15 protein-coding genes are annotated in these 20138 nt (G+C 46.7%); 1 reads left to right on the top strand and 14 read right to left on the bottom strand.

What is annotated here, in order from left to right:
• Positions 1–10 precede the first annotated feature (10 nt).
• The 5 genes from T472_RS10100 to rfbB form a co-directional block, all read right to left on the bottom strand.
• Entirely contained in the window at positions 11–976 is a 966-nt protein-coding gene (locus T472_RS10100; protein WP_023387477.1) for a glycosyltransferase family 2 protein, read from the bottom strand.
• Complete coding sequence (locus T472_RS10095) at positions 973–2241, bottom strand: ABC transporter ATP-binding protein (RefSeq protein WP_023387476.1); 1269 nt, start codon at positions 2239–2241, stop codon at positions 973–975. The genes T472_RS10100 and T472_RS10095 overlap by 4 nt, the downstream gene beginning before the upstream one ends.
• Positions 2242–2253: 12 nt before the next feature.
• On the bottom strand, positions 2254–3030 hold the full coding sequence (locus T472_RS10090) for an ABC transporter permease (protein WP_023387475.1): 777 nt from the start codon (positions 3028–3030) through the stop codon (positions 2254–2256).
• A gap of 112 nt (positions 3031–3142) precedes the next feature.
• The gene (gene rfbC / locus T472_RS10085; RefSeq protein WP_023387474.1) at positions 3143–3700 is read right to left on the bottom strand and encodes a dTDP-4-dehydrorhamnose 3,5-epimerase; all 558 of its coding nucleotides are present in this window, start codon (positions 3698–3700) and stop codon (positions 3143–3145) included.
• Positions 3701–3702: 2 nt separating this feature from the next.
• Positions 3703–4758 (bottom strand): dTDP-glucose 4,6-dehydratase, encoded by a 1056-nt coding sequence (gene rfbB / locus T472_RS10080; protein ID WP_023387473.1) that lies wholly within the window; start codon positions 4756–4758, stop codon positions 3703–3705.
• Between the two features lie 207 nt (positions 4759–4965).
• On the opposite strand from rfbB, the gene T472_RS10075 reads away from it, so the two are divergent.
• Positions 4966–5958, top strand: a complete 993-nt coding sequence (locus tag T472_RS10075; protein ID WP_023387472.1) for an LCP family protein — start codon at positions 4966–4968, stop codon at positions 5956–5958.
• Between the two features lie 86 nt (positions 5959–6044).
• Here the strand turns inward: T472_RS10075 and T472_RS10070 are convergent, their stop codons facing one another.
• The 9 genes from T472_RS10070 to ltrA all read right to left on the bottom strand — a co-directional run.
• Positions 6045–8519: an SH3 domain-containing protein gene (locus tag T472_RS10070; protein ID WP_023863565.1), complete on the bottom strand. Its 2475-nt coding sequence runs from the start codon at positions 8517–8519 to the stop codon at positions 6045–6047.
• A 33-nt stretch (positions 8520–8552) separates the two neighbouring features.
• Positions 8553–10256 carry an SH3 domain-containing protein gene (locus T472_RS10065; RefSeq protein ID WP_023387154.1) on the bottom strand — a complete coding sequence of 568 codons (1704 nt, stop codon included), beginning with the start codon at positions 10254–10256 and terminating at the stop codon, positions 8553–8555.
• Positions 10257–10300: 44 nt separating this feature from the next.
• The gene (locus T472_RS10060; protein ID WP_040907315.1) at positions 10301–13225 is read right to left on the bottom strand and encodes an SH3 domain-containing protein; all 2925 of its coding nucleotides are present in this window, start codon (positions 13223–13225) and stop codon (positions 10301–10303) included.
• 165 nt (positions 13226–13390) lie between these two features.
• On the bottom strand, positions 13391–15706 hold the full coding sequence (locus tag T472_RS10055; protein ID WP_023386406.1) for an ATP-dependent DNA helicase: 2316 nt from the start codon (positions 15704–15706) through the stop codon (positions 13391–13393).
• Positions 15707–16360: 654 nt separating this feature from the next.
• Entirely contained in the window at positions 16361–16507 is a 147-nt protein-coding gene (locus tag T472_RS19350; protein WP_023386409.1) for a YvrJ family protein, read from the bottom strand.
• A 42-nt stretch (positions 16508–16549) separates the two neighbouring features.
• Complete coding sequence (locus tag T472_RS10050) at positions 16550–17146, bottom strand: DUF1836 domain-containing protein (protein ID WP_023386410.1); 597 nt, start codon at positions 17144–17146, stop codon at positions 16550–16552.
• A gap of 66 nt (positions 17147–17212) precedes the next feature.
• Positions 17213–18052, bottom strand: coding sequence for a 16S rRNA (cytidine(1402)-2'-O)-methyltransferase (gene rsmI, locus T472_RS10045; RefSeq protein ID WP_023386411.1), 840 nt, complete (start codon positions 18050–18052; stop codon positions 17213–17215).
• Positions 18049–18801 (bottom strand): tRNA1(Val) (adenine(37)-N6)-methyltransferase, encoded by a 753-nt coding sequence (locus tag T472_RS10040; protein WP_242864793.1) that lies wholly within the window; start codon positions 18799–18801, stop codon positions 18049–18051. The genes rsmI and T472_RS10040 overlap by 4 nt, the downstream gene beginning before the upstream one ends.
• Positions 18802–18930: 129 nt before the next feature.
• A partial coding sequence (gene ltrA / locus T472_RS10035) for a group II intron reverse transcriptase/maturase (protein ID WP_023863564.1) occupies positions 18931–20138 on the bottom strand: 1208 nt, incomplete at its 5' end.

Below are 20138 nucleotides of genomic sequence, written 5' to 3'. Positions count from 1 at the left end.
TCCTCCATTCTTACTTCCTTATCAGGTGCCAGATCCCAGCAATAAGTTCAAGCTGGATCGCAATGTGCCTTCCTGCATCCTTAAGCCTGAATGGTCCTCTCCTGACTTCACCAAGGGTCGTTATCCCTTCTGCTACAGAACCCCAGTACTCTCTTCCAAATCCCATCATCGAGAATGCGGCACCCTTAATCAGGATACCTGCCATAATGAACGGCAGATTCAATATTATGAAAATCATGGGCATGTTTTTCCAAATGAGCCATATGTTGTTCCTTGGCACAAGCTTCATCTTGAAGGATGACCTTCTGCCGCCGGTTGACGAGCTTCCAATATGGTAAACCACCGGATCCGGGGAGTAGTGGTTTGTGTAGCCTGCGATCCTAGCTCTCCAGGATATGTCCATGTCTTCAAGGTAAGCGAAGAATGATTCATCAAACAGACCTATCTCATCAAACACGCTCTTCCTGTAGGCTGCAGCTCCTGCACAGGAACTGAATATTTCCCTCCCGGACATGTAGCCATCGGCATTCTTCCCGTCTCCCGTCTTGTATCCCCAGCCTAGCATGGTGTATCCGTCACCTGCGTCATCCAGCCTGTCCCTGTCATCAAAGCGCATCATCCTTGCCTGGACTGAAAAAGCATCTGGCCTGGATTCCATGGACCTCTTAAGTTCTCTCACGAACGACGGGTGAGCCTCGATGTCATTGTTCAGGAGAATAACGATCTCCTCACCTGAAACCCTTATGCCCGCGTTCACTGCGGCTGGAAATCCAAGGTTTGCACCATTCCTGATTATGATATGGTCAAGCTCCAGCTCTGCTGAAAGATTCTCAAAGAGTTCCGGGCTGCCATCCTCTGAACCATTGTCAACAAATATGACCCTGAAGTCACTGTCATTCTGAGCTGCAAGGGACTTTGCCAGAAGCTCCATATGCCTGCAGCCGTTGTAGTTCGGCACTACAATGTCTGCTCTCATATTTGGCCGCTCTCTTCCGGTATCTCAAATATGACGGGAAGCTTTACAAGGCCGTTGCCATCAACAGTCGCCTGGTCAACCATGAATTCATACTGTCTGTCCAGGATGTCATACTGGTCGACCTGCTCGGAGCTGTGGAGTTCAGCAGTGAACTGGTATCTGCCCTCAAGGAGCACATTGCTTATTATCATCCTGAAACGGACTGTGTCAGATGTATTCTTCAATGTCACATGGTGGTTTCTGGAGTTGCTTCCGGATACGAGGACATCATCCTCAGAATGGATAGCATAGCCAAACACCACTTCATCAATATCAGAGTTTCTTTTGATCTCCACATTTACCGCAATATCCTCGCCGGTATCAAACCTGTTCTTTATGCTTCCTGCCATATCAGAGAAATAGACCCTTGAGATCTCAACCTTCCTGTTCCCATACCTGTTGTTCATTGGGTGGGAATGCGATTCATGGAGCATGAGCTTCACATTGCCGTTTTCGCCGACAATCTGTTCCTCAGGCTCGTCAACTATGTTGTACACAAGTCTCCTGTACAGGTTTATCATGTCATCCGTCGAGCCTTCCACTATGTGGCCGCCCTTCTTTATGAAGATAACCCTGTCGCAGATCCTGTCTACCATACCCATGTCATGTGATACGAACACTATGGTCTTTCCCTGTCTCTTGAACGAGAGTATCTTCTCTATGCACTTCTTCTGGAAGGCTTCATCGCCCACTGCCAGAACTTCGTCGATGATCAGTATGTCCGGGTCAACATTTATCGCTACAGCGAAAGCCAGCCTCATGTACATACCTGACGAGTAGTTCTTGACAGGGGATTCCATGAACTCCTCCATCTCTGCAAACGCCACTATCTCATCGTATTTCTTCGTGATGGTTGCCTTGGAGAGCCCGAGTATGGAGCCGTAGAGGAATACGTTCTCCCTTCCGGTGAGGTCCGGCTGGAATCCGGCACCTACCTCAAGGAGCGCAGATACCTTGCCGTCCACCAGCACATCTCCGCTGTCTGCATAAAGTATCTTCGATATCAGCTTTAATGTTGTGCTTTTTCCTGTTCCGTTCTCCCCGATGATCCCTACAGTCTCACCCTTTTCAATCCTGAAGGAGACATCCGTCAGGACCGGATGGTATGCCACCTGCAGCCTCCATCTCCTCAGCAAGGTATTGATGAATATCTCCTTGATTGAATAGCTGAGGTTCTGGTATAGCTTGAACTTCTTGTTTACGCTCTTGAATTCTATCACTGCCATATTTCCACCCCTCTATATCCTCTCTGCGATGTCGCGTTCGAGCTTTGTAAACACTCTCTGCCCGACAGCAAGAGTAATGGAAGAGACAACAAGCAGTGCCAGGAGGAACTTGAGGTCAGGGAACACATTCCTTATTGTGGTGTCCCTTATGAGCTCGACTACAAGGGTCATGGGATTCAGCATCAGGAATATCCTGTACTTCTCCGGTATCATCGAGAACGAATAGATTACAGGAGTAAGGTAGATCCATGCCATGAACAGTATCTCAACGAAATGGGATATGTCCCTGTAGTATACGTTGAGAGATGAGAGCATGAGGCTTAGTCCCGTCGTGAACATCACAAGGAGAATGAGAACTACTGGGAGCATGAATATATTGATACCCAGCGGCACACCGAAAAGCATCATCGCCACGAACAGGACTATCATCGTCATTAGGAAGTTCACGAAATTGCTCATGATAAGAGACAATGGAATAATCTCCCTCGGAAAGTACACCTTCTTGATCAGATGCGAGTTGTTCACTAGTGACATGGTGCTTCCCTGAACTGATGCATTGAAGAAGTTCCAGGGAAGCAGTCCTGCAAGCAGCACAAGGCTGTAGTTCTCAATCTCTATCCTCATGATGAACTTGAATGCAAACGTATATACTGTCAGCATGAGAAGCGGATTAAGGAACGACCAGAAGAATCCCAATGCGGAATTCTTGTATTTCAGCTTCAGCTCCTTGCTGGTAAGGTTATAAAGGAGCTCCTTATAGACAGTTATTTCTTTAATCTTCTTTAACATACGACCACCTAACAAAATTTCCAAGACAAGCCCATAGGGCTTAGTAAGCAGCTCCAATATACAAATAATCAGATGACCATATTTTTAATATATAAAAATATGGTCAGGATTACTATAGCACTATTCTTTTTTCTTTAAGAGTACCTGCATTCCTGTCCTTTTCCGAAAGCAGCACCTCTTCGATGCCTTCAAGGGGCCACTCGATTCCTATTTCAGGGTCATTCCAGAGTATCCCTCCCTCATATTGAGGTGCGTAAAGGTTCGTGCACTTGTACACGAATTCCGCTGTCTCAGAAAGAACGATGAATCCATGGGCAAAGCCCTCAGGCACGTAGAACTGCTTCCTGTTTTCCGCAGACAGTCTTACGCCCTGCCATTTGCCATACGTGTCAGAACCCTTCCTTAGGTCTACTGCTACATCGAAGACTTCTCCGCTGATTACCCTTACAAGCTTTCCCTGCTGCATCTCTGACTGGAAATGGAGGCCTCTAAGCACGCCTTTCCTCGATTTGCTCTGGTTGTCCTGCACGAACTGCATCGGGAGTCCGTTTTCGCTGAACTCCTTATAGTTGTAGGTCTCCATGAAGTAGCCCCTGTCGTCGCCGAATACTGTAGGCTCTATCACGAATACACCCTTTATTTCAGCTTCAGTGAACTTGAATTTACCCATAACTACCTCCCGGAATACATCTTTTCGTAGTATTCCTGATATGAGCCGCTTGTTATGTGATCCATCCAGTCCTTGTTGTCAAGATACCACTGTATTGTAAGCTTTATACCGTCCTCGTACATGGTCTCAGGCTCCCAGCCAAGCTCTTCCCTGATCTTTGTCGGGTCGATGCCGTACCTTCTGTCATGTCCCTTCCTGTCCTCAACATACTTTATGAGGTCCTCGGTGATGGTTTCATCCACATTTTCATTGAGGTATGCGATAATGGTCTTCACTATGTGGATGTTGGTCCTCTCGTTGTGTCCGCCTACGTTGTAGACCTCTCCGAGTCTTCCATTCCTTGCTACCATGTCAATGGCCTTGCAGTGGTCAACAACATAAAGCCAGTCCCTAACATTGAGTCCGTCACCGTAAACCGGGAGAGGCCTCTTGTTAAGGCAGTTGTTGATTATGAGAGGTATCAGCTTCTCAGGGAACTGGTACGGTCCATAGTTGTTCGAACACCTTGTTATGTTGACAGGCATCTTGAAGGTGTCGGCGTATGCCTTTACCATCATGTCTGCTCCGGCCTTCGATGAGGAATACGGGCTGTGAGGGTCTAATGGAGTGGTTTCCATGAAGTAGCCTGTATCTCCAAGCGATCCGTAGACCTCGTCAGTCGATACCTGCAGGAACTTTGCCCCTTCCTTCCAGACTCCATCCTTTTCCCATGCGCTCTTTGCAGCGTTGAGAAGGGTCACAGTTCCCAGTACGTTGGTTGAGGCGAATACCTCAGGCTCCTTTATGCTCCTGTCAACGTGGGACTCAGCTGCAAAGTTTATGACATAGTCAAAGTCATATTCCGTGAAGAGCCTGCCTACAAGCTCCTTGTCGCAGATATCTCCCTGCACGAAAACATGGTTCCCGTTGTTTTCAACACCCTTAAGATTTTCAAGGTTCCCTGCATATGTAAGCTTGTCAAGATTCACTATCTTCACATCATTGTATGAACTCAGCATATGGATCACAAAATTGGATCCTATGAAACCGGCTCCTCCGGTCACAAGGTAAGTCTTCATATATACCTCCGATTGTTGCATGATTTTTATAACAATAAATTACCACAATCATTATAATATAAACGGAGGACATTGTCACAGAGGCGTCAATCTTTAATCACCTGTTAAGAATTGTGTAATTGAATTTTAACTTTTCTTTACAAAATGGTGGTAACATAATCGGTAGATGGAAATTCAAGGTCCATTATCAGCAAAGGATGTGCAGATATGAACAAAGGAATCAAAGTAGCGCTTATAATAGCCCTCCTGGCCCTGTTTTCAGCAGGAGCGTATGGCGCATGGTACGTCAACAACATTTACAAGAGCCTCGACGTACAGGTAATAAGCACTGAGAAGGAAGACCTCGGAATCACCGAAGAAGCTGAAGTGAAGATAAACATGTTCGAGAACTCGAAGGAAGTTATAAACATACTCCTCCTGGGTACTGATAAAAGGGCACCAGATGAGAATTCACGCTCCGACTCCATGATGATACTTTCAATCGATCCCGTTAACAACAATCTGAAGCTCTCATCCCTCATGAGGGATTCCTATGTCAAGATAAAGGGGCACGGTTCGGACAAGCTCGCGCATGCCTATGCATACGGCGGTGCACCCCTCGCACTGAACACAGTAAATACGAATTTCGGTATGAACATTGAATACTATGCGGTAATCAACTATGGCGGGCTCATCAACGTCATCGATGCGCTTGGCGGAGTTGAAATAGACATCAAGGACTATGAGATCGACATGGTCAATGCATATATTGGCGATGTAGCTAAAATCGAAGATGTCCCATATAAGGCAATCGAGACAACCGGACTCCAGACCTTAACAGGTGTCCAGGCCGTAGGCTATGCAAGAGTAAGGTATGTTGGGGATGGTGACTTCGAAAGGACTGAAAGGCAGCGTTCTGTACTAACATCGATGTTCAACAAGTTCAAGGAAATCGATACAAAGGACATCCCCGGTGTCGCAGCAAAGCTTGCGCCGAACGTAGAAACCAACGTATCCCTCTACAACATGGTAAGGATAGGGACCAGCGTCATCAACGCAGGTATGAAGAATGTCCTTCAGGCAAGGTTCCCGACCGATGACTACGGCTATGGGAAGCTTACAACAAAGTGGTTCTACTTCTTTGAAAAGGAGGAGACCATAGAGGAGCTCCACGACTTCATATACGAGAACGAGATTCCCAAGAGCCAGAAGAAAGATTGATTCATGTAATGACAAGACCGTGAGCGGCAGCTCACGGTCTTCATTTTTTACCTGAATCTGAAATTCTTGATGATAGGATGCCTGCATTATTGAGAAGGCAGCTCTTCCTTGAAGGTCGGAATCTCAAATTCAAACCTTGGCAGATTAGGGATCTTTGAAAATTCCCTCTGGATTATCCTTGCCTGTTTATAGTGCCATGCGATGTCAGTCGAATACTGGTGCCAGAGGCCATACCCCTCGAACCTGTATCTCATTGTATACAGCGTGTTCTGCATGTACGTCGCATTGTTGATGTAGGATTCAGCCAGGAACTTTATTCCACCTGCTATTGCAAGGTCAGGAGTAGTCCATCCCCTGTCAAGCGCACGTTCCGATCCCCACAGGACAGCATTGCCGTCATACGCCCCTATCCCGAACATGTTGTAGACTGTGACCGGCGGGTCGACAGGTATGACAGGACTGTATAGGTCATTGAATACAACATGCTTTTCCTTTACCAGTACCCCGTTAGCGAGTACTGAGGTTCCGTTTCCGGTTTCAAGCAGCGCATGTGCTATAACGTATATCGGATTTATGTTGTTCGACTTGCACGCATCCTTGAATACCTGGGCCTTTCCGCTGAGGATCCCCTTGCCTGCGAGCATCTGCTCAAGCACGGCAGTATCCACCTCTATGTAGCTCAGCTTCATGAACATGTATTTCCCGATGTAGTCGTTCATGAAGTTTGCGGGGTCCATGTAGTACCTTATGTCATCTACGGTTGCTGCAACCCACTTGCCATCCACCTGCTTGATTGCCGAACCCTTGGCAAGCTCAGCCTTGGCGTAGTAGGTCAGAGTCTCTGAGTACGCTTTTTCAACATAGAACTCATTGCTCACAAGTGTTATGGTCTCGCTCTTTAGGGTACCGTCCTTGCCCGTCATGACAAGCTTAATTGTATTGTTCCCCTGGACCATGGTCTTTGTATCGAATATGAAGCTGAATCCGCTTTTTGAAGCATCGGAATAGGCGGTATAGGACTCCATGCCTGTTCTGGCAAGCCCGATCACAGCGTTTCCAACTTTCGTGCCATTGAGTTCTACAGATACCTGTGCCACTCCAGCCACATTAAGTGCAAAGCCTTCAATGGTTGTCTTCTCTGTCCTTACAACGGCACCTCCCGTATGGCTGGTGACCTTAACTACCGGGCTTTCCTTTACCATGACAGCTGTATATGTGTTTTCCTTAGTTGTCCCATCTATTCCAACTGCACGAACGGTAACCGTATGTGTTCCGATGCTAACTGAGGATTTTGGTATGGTGAATTCGAATCCTGAATTGGCTCTGGATTCATAGCTTGTATACGCATTTTCGACATCGGGCCTCGAATACCTCGATGCAGTCCCTATCTGCACTCCGTCAAGAAGGATAACCACTTCCTTTATCCCAGAATCATCAAGAGCCCAGCCCTTTATGGTAATGTCCTCATTGGAGTACGATTCTTTGGGTGATGCATCCACAGTCATAATCATGGGAAGGTCCGGTTTGACTACAGGGGCCTGCGGCTCCGAAAGGTATGCTGCAGCTACGTAACCTGTCCTTCCGCCATAGGTCACCTTGGCCCATCCTCCTGATACGGATGCCACCGGAATGCTAGCGCCTTTTGGTATTGTCACAAGTATCGAATATCCTGTTCCTGGTCCTGTCCTCATGTTGAGGTTATACAGCGTGGTCCTCTTGTCCTCTGAAGGTATTACAGGTTCTGGTGCTGGTGCTGGTGTTGTTGTCACTGGCTGCGTAAGATACGATGTCGAGACATATCCTGACTTACCACCATAGGTCACCTTAGCCCAGCCACCAGATACGGACGACACTGTCACGCTTGAGCCATTGGGGATAGTCATAAGTATTGAATATCCTGTTCCTGGTCCTGTCCTCATGTTAAGATTCGCAGTAGTCTTCCTAACATCGCCTGAGGGCGCTTCCGGGGCAGGTGTCGGTGTCGGGGCAGGTGCCGATACGGGTGCAGACAGATAGCCTGATGAAACATATCCTGTCCTTCCGCCATAGGTTACCTTTGCCCAACCACCTGTTACTGATGCAACAGCTACACTTGAACCCTTAGGTATGGTTGTCATTATCGAATAACCCGTTCCTGGTCCAGTCCTCATGTTGAGGTTTGCTGTGGTGACACGAACGTCACCAGCCTGCTCAGCAGGAGCTGGCGACGGAGTTGGTGCAGGTACGCTTGCCGTATCCTGTGAGAAGCTCACATATGCGGTATTTGCTGATATGTAAAGCCCGTTTTCAAGCTTATACATGTACCTCCCATCCACCTCATGCTTCTCGACAACCTTCAGGGAAGTTCCTGCTGGATATGTCCTTGTCCTTGCACTCCAGTTTGGAGAGCTGTATGCCCAAAGCGAAGCTGCCTTCACTGTAAGTGTTCCTGTCTGCGTGTTAATGACAGCAGCCATAGCCATTTCCCCGCCAGAGAGGCTTCCTGCCCCGATGCTGGCCATCGTCACTGTCAATGCTACTCCCGCCTTGACGAGAGCCATTCTGGTCTTTTTGCTTAACATCCTGTTCCTCCTCTCATGACTTGATAAAAACCCTTATGGATTCAAAAGCCTTCTTGCGCCCATATATGTCGCAGTATAGTACTGAAGGCTTGAAATTACAACCATTTTATTGGTGCTCGATGCATGTATGACATTATTGTCGCCTGCATATATCCCCACATGGTCTACATAACCATTGGAGCCGAAGTAAAGCAGGTCACCAGGCTTCCTTTGTTCCTCGGTAACTGCAGTGCCAGTCTTTGCCTGGTCCCTTGATATCCTTGGAAGTGAGATTCCGAAGTTAGCGTATACGTATCTTGTGAATCCAGAGCAGTCAAAGCCTGATTCAGGTGTGTTTCCGGCCCAGACATAAGGAACTCCGAGGAACTGCGACGCATACTCCACGATATCCACGCCTGTTGCGGGGGCTTCACTCTTAACAAGGTATGCGGTTGCTACGTATCCTGTGTTTCCGCCGTAGGTCACCTTTGCCCAGCTCCCTGTATCCGCTTCAACATTAAGCATTGTACCCGATGGGATGACCTTGATTATAGGATATGAGGTTCCTTCTCCTGACCTCAGGTTAAGGTTCGCAGTCGTTGACCTCCAGTCATCGCTTGCTGGTGCTTCAGGAACTTCAGTCACAGGGTCTGGCTCCGGTTCAGGTACGGGTTCGGCCACAGCAGGCTGGGTCAGATATTGTACTGACACATACCCTGTTTCCCCGGAATATGTCACCTTTGCCCATACGCCCGTAATACTATCGATACTAAGAGATGTACCTGAAGGAATTACCATGATTACAGGATATGAGGTACCTTCCCCAGACCTGAGATTAAGATTTGCAGTCGTTGTCCTGAAGTCATCGCTTGCAGGTGCTTCCGCATCTTCAGTCACAGGATCCGGCTCCTGAGACGGTGGCTCAGGCACAGGGTCTGGTTGCGTAGACGGTTGGTCAATCACTGCTGGCTGTGTCAGGTATTGCGCTGACACATACCCCGTCTTCCCCGAATAGGTTACCTTCACCCATCCATCTGATTCAGCTTCAGCACTTACGCTGGTATCCTTAGGAATAGTGGTTATGATTCCATATGACGTACCAGGTCCGGTCCGCATATTAAGGTTGACTGTAGTCTTTCTCTCAAATGCTGCAGTCTCTGGTGCAGGAACAGGCTCCGGCTGGGGTTCCGGAACTGGAACTGGAGCTGGAGCAGCTGCAACCTGAGTCAGATACGATGTTGATACATATCCTGATCTGCCGCCATACTCAACCTTTGCCCATCCTCCGGCTTCTGATTCAACCCTTACTTCTGAATCTTTGGTAATTGTAGTTATTATTGCAAATGTTGTACCTGGGCCTGTCCTCATGTTAAGGTTCGCTATTGTCGTCCTGGTATCAGCAGTCACTTGCGCAGGAGGCTTTACCTCAGGTTCAGTCCGTGTCATCGGTGCGAATGTGACATAAGCCTCATTAGCGGTAATATACAGCCCAGAGTCCAGCCTGTACATGTAGCGACCTGCAACGTTATGCTTTTCAGTTACCTTAAATACAGTTCCTGATGGGTATGTCCTGGTCTTTGCGTTCCAGTCAGGGGCACTGTAAGTCCAAATGGAAGATGCCTTGACAGTCAGTGTACCAGCTGTAGTGTTCACAACATCAGCATATGTCCTGACGCTGTACGTTCCGACCGAAGCGAATGAAATTGTGAGAGCTACTCCCGCCTTGATTAGTGCCAATCTGGTTTTTCTGCTTAACATGCCCTTCCTCCCCTCTGGCAGCATGAGACAAAAGTTCAAAAAAGTTACTGCCTTTCAAAATATGCCCTGATCTGCTGTGCAAGCCCGTAAGCCACGGCCTTCTGAAACACAGGATCCGCTATCTTCAACATATCTTCCGCATTTGACATGTATCCTATCTCCGCAAGCACGGACCTCATCTCAGACTGTCTGAGCACCGCCAGAGTATGACCTGAAATATCTATATCATAGCCGTTTCTCCTATCCCTGAAGCCTGCCGCTATGAAGGTCTTCTTCAGGTACCCTGACACGTCGATGCTTTCAGCAATTGCAGAGTCAGATATTGAAACTGTCTTCTGAGAAGGATATATCAGGAATGCACCCGATGAAGTCGGTGATGAGCTGTAGTCATGATGTATCGAGAAGAACAGGTCCCCGTCTGCATCATTTGCAATCTTTGCCCTTGCCGACAGTTCAACGAACACATCTTCTGTCCTTGTAAGAAGTGTCCTGTATCCAAGAGCCCTCACTTCTTCGTCCAAAGCCTTTGCGAACTGAAGGACATAGGTCTTCTCCGACACTCTTATCCCATTCAGGTAACCTGAAGCTCCTGGATCAGTTCCTCCATGCCCCGCATCTATAATGATAAGAGGGATCTTATCGACTGCAACAGTATGGTTGATGGTCTTAGTCCTGCCGTCATTGAACGTTATGTTCACAGTAACCGTATTTACACCAGGGAACAGATTGTTTCTTCTTATTGTATACAGAAATCCGCTTTTTGCAGAATTATAGAAATCCGGATACAGTATCTCAATTTCCGGTCTGGCAATGCCAATGGCTGCTGTACCGGTTGCCTTGCCGTTCAATAGTACCTTGACGGACTTTACTCCTGTGTCATCAAGAGCGTACCCTTTAACAAGGATGTCCTCATTGCCCATTTCTGCTGCCGATGGGGATTCTAGTACAGCAACAGACTCCACGAATGGTTTGCTGAAATAGAAATTCACTGAAGCCTGTGCTGATGTTCCGTCATTGCCTACGGTCTTTACGGTTACAGTGTTCTCACCTCTTGCAAACCTTGCCTTAGACAGGGTAAGGCTGTAGCCGCTTGTCTGGGCATTCAGGTAAAACGGATATCTTGATGCGACATCCATTCTTTCCAGACCTGTTGAAGCCATACCGATCGATACACCATTTACCAGTATCTCCGCTGATTTTATACCAGCATTGTTGAGCACATATCCTGATACTTCTACATCACCATATTCTATGGTGCCAGCTGGCTTTTCGATGACCGCCATTGGCATAGCATCTACTTCAGTGAACTGGAAAGCCTTTTCCATGATGGTTCCATCAGCAGATATAGCCTTGATCACGATCGTATGTGAACCAGTTGAAATGCTGTCCTGTCCAAGTGTGAAGCTGTATCCTGGTTCAGTGGCTGAAGTGTATGCCGGATATGCAGCCAGAACGTCAGGTCTTGCTTCCCTGCCTGCCGCTCCAATATCCGTACCATCGAGAATGATCCTTACTTCAGTAACACCTTTGTCGGACAATGCCCAGCCTCGGATCACAATCTCTTCATTGCTATAGACTTCCCTGAAATCCGTATCAACTGTAATCTTGGACGGAAGAAGCTCAGGTACTGGCGCTGAGGCCTCAACAAGATACGCTGTCGAAACATAGCCTGTCTTTCCACTGTAGCTTACATTTGCCCATGTCCCTGAAATCCCCTCTACCTTGAGCCTCGTACCCGAAGGTATGGTCAGTATTACTGTATAGCTTGTTCCTGCTCCCGACCTCATGTTGAGGTTTGCTGTCGCAGCTCTCCAATCATCCGTGACCGGAGCTGGTGCTGGTGTCGGAGCTGGCTCTGGCTCTGGTACAGGTGTTGGCTCTGGAACAGGCGCTGGCTCTGGTGCTGGTGCAGGTGCAGATGTCAGGTATGCGGTTGAGACATAACCAGCCTTCCCGCTGTAGCTAACCTTTGCCCATGTCCCTGAAATCCCCTCTACCTTGAGCTTCGTACCCGAAGGTATGGTCAGTATTACTGTATAGCTTGTTCCTGCTCCTGACCTCATGTTGAGGTTTGCTGTCGTAGCTCTCCAATCATCTGTGATTGGAGCGGGTGCTGGTGCAGGTGCTGGAGCTGGTGCAGGTGCTGGTGTCGGAGCTGGAGCTGGTGCTGGTGCTGGTGCTGATGTCAGGTATGAGGTTGAGACATAACCTGTCTTTCCGCTGTAGCTCACCTTGGCCCACGTACCTGATATTGACTCAACCTTCAGTGATGTCCCTTTGGGGATGGTTGTTAAAATGGCATATCCTGTTCCAGTCCCTGACCTCATGTTGAGGTTTGCTGTCGTAGCTCTCCAATCATCTGTGACCGGAGCTGGTGCTGGTGCTGGTGCTGGAGCTGGAGCTGGTATTGGAGCTGGTGCTGATGTCAGGTATGCGGTTGAGACATAACCTGTCTTTCCGCTGTAGCTTACCTTGGCCCACGTGCCTGATATTGACTCAACCTTCAGTGATGTCCCCTTGGGGATCGTGAGCAGGATGGAATAACCTGTTCCAGCTCCTGACCTCATGTTGAGGTTTGCAGTCGTTTTCCTGTAGTCTGCAGTTGATGGTGCGGCAGTTATCGGGGCAGCCTGTGAAGCATTTGGTGTGAACGATACATAGCTGGTGTTTGCAGTAATGAAAAGTCCGTTATCCAGCTTGTACATGTACCTGCCATCGACAATATGTTTTTCAGACACATTGAGTACAGTCCCCTGGCTGTATGTCCTTGACCTCGCTGTCCAGCTTGCGCTTGAGTACGCCCATACTGATGACACCTTGACTGTAAGTTTTCCGGTGGCAGTATCCACTACTGCTGCCTGAACTGTGTAGGTTTCTATTATTTCAACTGGTATTCCGGCCGGCAAGAATGAGAGTGACAATGCCACTCCAGTCTTAAGAAGCAGGTTCCTTGTATTTTTGCTTAGCATTAAATATCCTCACTGATTCCGTATGATGTAATAATTGTATAATACTATGGTACTATTTAATGTTATGTGAAGTCAATGAATTTTAACAAAATACCAACAATTCACAATTTAATCATTGAATTACCAATGTAATCAGTTTCTTTTGTGCATCAGTTTTAATTTCACTCAAAGATGGTTCTTTCGCTTCCATTCCAACAGTGGAAGCCAGTGCTCCGGCAATAGAGATTTGAATGAGCTCCAGGAATATCTCAGGTCCATCAGCAGGATAGTACCTTTATCCTCTTCGGTGCGTATTACTCTTCCGCCAGCCTGAAGCACCCTGTTCATTCCCGGATAAATGTATGCATATTCGTAGCCAAGTCCTTCCTTTTCAAAATAATCCCTGATAAGGTCCCTCTCGAAGGATACCTGAGGGTATCCTACCCCTACCACCGCGGCACCAATGAGTGCTTCACCCTTAAGGTCTATGCCTTCTGCGAATACTCCGCCAAGAACCATGAAGGCTATGTATGACTTCCCCCGCTGGCTTCTGAAACTGTCCAAGACTGTTTCCCTTTCCTGATCCTCCATTGAAGGAGTCTGAAGAAAAGTATCAGTTATTGTGCCGTACTTCCCTGAGAACACCTCATATACATTGTTCATGTACTTGTACGATGGGAAGAAAGCCATATAGTTCCCCTTCTTCATCATGGCCATTGCCTGGATATTATCAGCTATCCCTTCGAAGCTATTCTCCCTCGCGCTGAATCTTGTGTCTATCCGACGGTCAAGGAACACCTGGAGATTTTCCTTTGGGAACGGAGACTTCAGCACCATCCTGTAATCCCCTTCTTCACCTCCAAGTACGTCCATATAGTATTTCATTGGAGTAAGTGTCGCTGAAAATATTACTGCTGACCTGGCCCTTTTGAAGATTTCAATGAGTATCTCACCCGGATCCATGCAGAATATCCTGAACCTGACATCGTTCGGACTGGATTCCGCATATGCGATATAGCCTTCCCTGAACATTGCTCCTGCTGCAACAAAATTGTGAGCTTTGAAAAACAGGTCAAGTATCTTCTCCTTTTCTTCAAATTCATCAGGATGATCTTTCTGGAATGCTTCAAAGGCAGTTATGAACTTCTCAGCATACTGGAGCAGCTCTTCAGGTACGGCATTTGAAGTCCGCCTGCCACCTATTACCTCAAGTTCCTTGCGCTCGGCTATGAATATCTTGTTCAAGTCGCCTAACGACTTTTCTAGCTTCCTGGACTTGCCCTTTGCAGCTTTCTTAGCTTCCATGACTTCTGACTTAAGTAATGTTGAACTGTACATCTCCCTTGAGCGGTCTACAAGGTTATGTGCTTCATCGACAAGGAACATGTACTTTTCCCTGATGTCCACGAAGAACCGCCTGAGGTATACTCTCGGGTCAAAGGCATAGTTGTAGTCACATATGATGAGGTCTGAGAATAGTGACATATCCAGTGACATCTCGAACGGACAAACCATATGCTTAATCGCATATTCCTCGAGCTTCTCCCTGGTGAAGGTCTCCTCATTCTGAAGCATTTCAAGAAGACATTCATTTATCCTGTCAAGATGGCCTTTGGCGTACGGGCATTTTTCAGGCTCGCATTCAACAGTCTCGTTCAGGCATGCCTTTTCCTTCCCCGTGAGTGTAAGTGTCCTTATGCGTGCTCCTTTTGCCTTTAGGACATCTGCAGTCTCTTCTGCAACTGTCTTTCCCGTCCCCTTTGAAGTCAGGTAGAATATCCTGTCAAGAAGTCCCTCCCCAAGAGCCTTAAGAGAAGGAAAGAGTGTGGAAACGGTCTTCCCCGTTCCCGTAGGAGCCTGAGCGAAGAGCTTCCTTCCCTCCTTTATGGTTCCATAGACAGCAACAGCAAGCTCCCTCTGCCCCTCCCGATAACGCTCAAAAGGAAAATCGAGGACCTTCAGGGATACATCCCTCAACTCCTGCCATCTAAGCCTTTCTCTGATGAACCTCATATATCCTGTAACGACTCTCTCAACAAATGACCTCAGCTCATCAAGTGTATAAAGCCTTTCGAAGGTCTTGTGGATACTGTCATCCAGATTGCAGTAGGTAAGCTTCAGATTAATCTCTTCTCCCTTTTTGTCCTCAAGGTACATGAAGCCATAGAACATGACCTGAGCCCAGTGCAGAAGGCTGCCGTCCTCTATGTCATCCAGCGGCACATAGGTTGATTTGATCTCTTCTATATACTTGTCGTGTACCAGTCCGTCAGCCCTGCCGTCAACGGTAAAAAGGTACCCGTCTATTTCCCTGGTATGCTTAAGGTAGTATTCCTTGATATATGAACTATCCTCCTCCAACCGCATCTTCTGATGTGCGATATGGGCTCTTGTCCCTTCCTCCAACCTTGCAGGACTTGAAGCAGCGGACTTTGATGATATGTCTCCATTCCTCAGGACAAATTCAATCAAATTTCTTACAGATATCTTAACCTCGGTCATCGTGCACCTCGAATTCAGTACTTCCTATATTATAGACGATAGAAGTCACCAAATGGCAATGATGACAAAAGTTCCCCAGACATTGAAATTTCTGCTCCCCTTCATTTATCCGTTCTAACATGATATAATCTTTAAAAACAAAAGAAAGGAGGATATCATGCAGATTCATATAGATGAGAATACTATCGAAGAGATGAAGAAGCAGCTCAAGAAGGAAGGAAATGTATACAGGATAGCCATGATGGGCTTTGGCTGAGGTGGCCCGAGTTTCGAAATAGTTCAGGGTGAACTATCTAAAGAGGACGAAGTATACGAACAGGACGGAATAAGGATCGCAGCGGATGGAGATATGGCATTCTTTTTCCAGAATGTCCGGATTAAGTATATCAAGACTTTTTTTGGAAGCAGATTCGTTCTTATGAGCGAAAGAGGAAGGGACCTTTCTGCATCTGACTGCTGACATTACGATGGACCGGATTTTTCCGGTCCTTTTGCTTAAAAAAAGAAAGCCCCCGATTAGGAGCTTCAAAGGAGAGAGCATAAACAATTATGCTGCAAAATAATGTTGATAAAGGGGATTCTTCATATTTCCAATTTAGCAGACAGAAGTTACCATTGTGTGTCCCTCATGGAAATTTTGTAAGAATATTGGAATCACTTCAGATTCTGGTCCAGTATGGTCGACAGATTGTTGATGCTTACAGTCAGGCTCTCCATTTTCCCCTCGATCCGAGTAAGGAGATAAATAGCAACGACCATAGGGAATCCTATGTCTGACACCGCACTTATGAGAACATCCATTTTATCACCCCTGTGATAAATATGCAGGATTCCTGCGAAATGCTAATCCTTGGAGTCAAGAATCAAACTTTTTACGCTTGTCTTTATGAAGCTGGCTTCGGAAATGAGCGCCATCACAGCAATGAAAGTCTTTATCCTGTCCCTGTCAGCATCCTTTAAATTCAAAGTACTGACTATGTTTTCGAGCTTCGTATTGCTGAATATGCCCTTGTTCATATCGAATATATCCTTGTTCCTCTGGATATTGTAGAAGATCTCATATGCAGTCTCAAAGGAAATAATATCATCAGACCTGTCATTTATATTGTTGAATGCAAGCCTGAACACCTTGCGGATCTCTTCCATTGTGAGGACTGGCCTCATGTAACTGATGAAGAAAAGCTCTATTAGATGTATTCTTGTATAACCCTTCTTCTTCCCATCCACTGGCTTTGTAATTATCTCATTCTTGATGTAGTTCTGGATGATATTCACTGTATACTTCTCATCCTTGAACACAGTCTCCAGGAATTCGATTACCTGGGACAGGAACAGGTCATACTTAGGAAAATCCTCAATCGGAATCAAAGTGGTCCTGGCAAGGTTCTTTACGTTTAGATTAAGGTCTCCAAGATTTACCGATTTCTCCAGTTCATGCAATAGCGTCCACCTTCTCTCACAAATTATACTGTATTATACGTTATATTTTACCATATAATCCGAGTATTAAATATTCAAACTTTCCTTGTAGACCTCTTTTTTCGGTATGCCTCTTTCTTTTGCAACGACAGATATTGCTTCCTTCTTGTCTATTCCAGAATCCATTACCTTCTGAAGATGTTCCCTGATTGACATTTCACTGAAGGCCAGCGCTTTTTCCTCATTCAATTCCTGCCTTGTCCTTCCGGATATGCAGATCACGAATTCACCCCTTGGTTCCTTTTCCTTGAACGTTTCAACCAGCCCGCTGATCCTGCCTCGAATATGCTCTTCATGAAGCTTTGTGATCTCCCTGGACGCGCATGCCTCCCTGTCCCCAAGGACTTCGAGCATTGCATCCAGCGTATCTTTAAGCCTGTGCGGAGCCTCATATATTATTAAAGTCTCAGTCCTGTCCTTGTATTCCGTAAGGACATCTCTCTTCTCCTTACGTGACTTGCCGATAAAGCCCAGAAAGGTATGCCTTCCGGTATAAAGGCCTGAAGATACAAGTGCTGTTACAGCCGCGGAAGGACCTGGCAACACCTCAAACTCCACCCCTTCCCTTATTGCGGCCTTGATTACCACTTCACCCGGGTCAGAAATTCCAGGCATTCCGGCATCAGTCACAAGAGCTATGTTTTCTCCGTTTCTGACTCTTTCAAGTATGAAATCCCCGCTTCTTACCTCGTTGTGCTCCCTGTAGCCAATGAGCGGTTTCCTGATGTCATATCTTGACAGCAGCTTCGAGGTAACCCTTGTGTCTTCGCATGCTATGGCATCGCAGTTCTTAAGCACATCAAGTGCCCTAATCGTCATGTCGCCCAGATTACCGATGGGAGTTGGAACTATATAAAGCTTTGTCATCTTCGATCATCTCCATAGATTTCTCTTATCTGGTCCGAGTAACCTCCATTATCAGAATAGACATATATCGGTTCTGCCCATTTCAGGAATTCACCGCCATACTTCTGTCCTTCAACCAACACTATGTTCGGAGCCTTTCCAAAGGTTGGGTGCACTGTCTGTATCCTTTTGGGCTCAATCTTATGCTTCCTCATAAGCTCAAGTATGTCTGCGATCCTCTCAGGCCTGTGGACCATAAACAGCCTTCCGCCATCCTTAAGAAGGATCTTCGATGCCATTATGACATCTTCAAGCTCCAATGCAACCTCATGCCTCGCGATTGCAAGAGTATCTTCAGGATTTCTGATTCCCGAATGCTTTTTCTTGTAGGGCGGATTTACAGTGACAGCATCAAACAGCCCCTGACCCTTCAAGAGTTTATGGTCCTTCAAGTCGCCCTCGATTATTGAAACCCTGTCCTGCAGGCTATTGATCGTTATCGTACGTTTTGCCATCGATGCAAAATCCTTCTGGATCTCAAGTCCTAAAATTTCAGAGGCCTCGGTCTTCCCTGCAAGGAGGACTGGAATTATCCCTGTTCCAGTGCACAGGTCCATGACCCTCGCACCTTTCCTTATGCTCGAGAAATGCGATAGAAGCACCGCGTCCACACCGAACCTGAAACCCTTTTTCTTCTGAATAATCACAAGCCCCTTAAGCTGCAGATCCTCAAGGCTCTCGTCCTCTTGAAGCAGAATATGGTTTTCCACAAAATGTCGAGTAGACAGCTCGACTTTCACCTCACTTATATACATATTTATATTATTCGTGAGGTTCTGTCTCTGCCCCTCACAGAACCCGTCGTGCCCTATTAAGGCAACGGGCTCTTAATACAATCCTTACAAAGCTTGCCAGATGTCCACATATGGCCTTGGCTCTATTATTGGATGATTCTCCAACAACATTTTATACCTCTTCCAAGACAGACATGCTCTCTGACTCCTCGATATGCCATAATACCTGTAGTGTCCTGCCAGTTTAAGATTGAGCAGTTTAATTACTTCTGAAGGCTCACCATGCGTGTTTGCTGTCAGCCAATCTTTCACTGCCTGCTTCTTTGCCTTTAGCTTCTTCTTGCTGGTTCGGTGCAGCACAGTATATTTCCCTTTTTGGGTTTTCCCGTTGATGTGGGTGAAGCCTAGAAAGTCGAAGGTCTCAGTTTTGCTGTTTGCACTGTTTTGTTTGGCGAATCGTCCGAACCGGATAATTCGGCTTTTGTCCTTAGCCAGTTTCAGTCCGAATTTCCCAAGCCTCAGTTGCAGCGCATTGAAGAAATTATTGGCTTCATTTTCGTATTGGAACATGCACACAAAGTCATCGACGTAACGTACCATGTACGCTTCACCTTTGCAGTGCTTCCTTACCACTATGTCAAACCATACATCTAGCACATAGTGCAGGTATATGTTTTCAAGCACCGGCGAGATCAGACCTCCTTGCCGAGTTCCTTTGTCACTCTCATGGTATTTCATGTCTTCCATTGCTCCTGCCTTCAGAAATCGCTTGATATATCGCAGAAAGTTCTTGTCAGCTATATCATGCTCAAGGAATTTCATCAGCCACTCATGGTCTACGTTGTCAAAGAAGCCTTCAATATCGGCATCAACCACGCAATTTATTTTCTTTGTCATGATTATCTGATTAACTTCTCGTATTGCCTGATGACAGCTTCTGCCTGCTCGAAACCCATAGGAGAAGTCATAGAATTTCCCTTCGTAGATTTGGTCAAGCACCCTCTGCATGACTCCTTGTACAAGACGATCCCTGTATGCAGGTATTCCCAATGGCCTCATCTTGTCGCTTCCAGCTTTAGGTATATAGGCCCGTCTTACCGCTTGTGGGCGATAGCTTAACTGTTTCATCTGTTTGAGCAGTTCAGCGATGTTGGAATCAAGATCCTTCTCATAGGTTTCCTTGCTTTCTCCATCTATACCCTTGGCTTTGCCCTTTGGCTGCTGCTTGTGGACTTCCTCCAGATTCTCTTTGTTAACATAGTGCATCAGCGTCTGTACCTTTTCATGTTCATTTGCTCTGCTATTCTTTCGTA

Origin of the sequence: Youngiibacter fragilis 232.1, from assembly GCF_000495435.3 — a bacterium.
Lineage (GTDB): Bacteria > Bacillota > Clostridia > Clostridiales > Clostridiaceae > Youngiibacter > Youngiibacter fragilis.
The sequence above is the reverse complement of the archived record's forward strand: the minus strand, read 5'-3'. Positions and strand labels throughout refer to the sequence as shown.

What these genes read in the sequence shown, in the direction of transcription:
- T472_RS10075 (WP_023387472.1), top strand. Translation starts at nt 4,966, where the DNA reads ATGAACAAAGGAATCAAAGTAGCGCTTATAATAGCCCTCCTGGCCCTG.
- T472_RS10070 (WP_023863565.1), bottom strand. Translation starts at nt 8,519, where the DNA reads ATGTTAAGCAAAAAGACCAGAATGGCTCTCGTCAAGGCGGGAGTAGCA.
- T472_RS10090 (WP_023387475.1), bottom strand. Translation starts at nt 3,030, where the DNA reads ATGTTAAAGAAGATTAAAGAAATAACTGTCTATAAGGAGCTCCTTTAT.
- rsmI (WP_023386411.1), bottom strand. Translation starts at nt 18,052, where the DNA reads ATGACAAAGCTTTATATAGTTCCAACTCCCATCGGTAATCTGGGCGAC.
- rfbC (WP_023387474.1), bottom strand. Translation starts at nt 3,700, where the DNA reads ATGGGTAAATTCAAGTTCACTGAAGCTGAAATAAAGGGTGTATTCGTG.
- T472_RS10095 (WP_023387476.1), bottom strand. Translation starts at nt 2,241, where the DNA reads ATGGCAGTGATAGAATTCAAGAGCGTAAACAAGAAGTTCAAGCTATAC.
- T472_RS19350 (WP_023386409.1), bottom strand. Translation starts at nt 16,507, where the DNA reads ATGGATGTTCTCATAAGTGCGGTGTCAGACATAGGATTCCCTATGGTC.
- rfbB (WP_023387473.1), bottom strand. Translation starts at nt 4,758, where the DNA reads ATGAAGACTTACCTTGTGACCGGAGGAGCCGGTTTCATAGGATCCAAT.
- T472_RS10055 (WP_023386406.1), bottom strand. Translation starts at nt 15,706, where the DNA reads ATGACCGAGGTTAAGATATCTGTAAGAAATTTGATTGAATTTGTCCTG.
- T472_RS10060 (WP_040907315.1), bottom strand. Translation starts at nt 13,225, where the DNA reads ATGCTAAGCAAAAATACAAGGAACCTGCTTCTTAAGACTGGAGTGGCA.
- T472_RS10100 (WP_023387477.1), bottom strand. Translation starts at nt 976, where the DNA reads ATGAGAGCAGACATTGTAGTGCCGAACTACAACGGCTGCAGGCATATG.
- T472_RS10065 (WP_023387154.1), bottom strand. Translation starts at nt 10,256, where the DNA reads ATGTTAAGCAGAAAAACCAGATTGGCACTAATCAAGGCGGGAGTAGCT.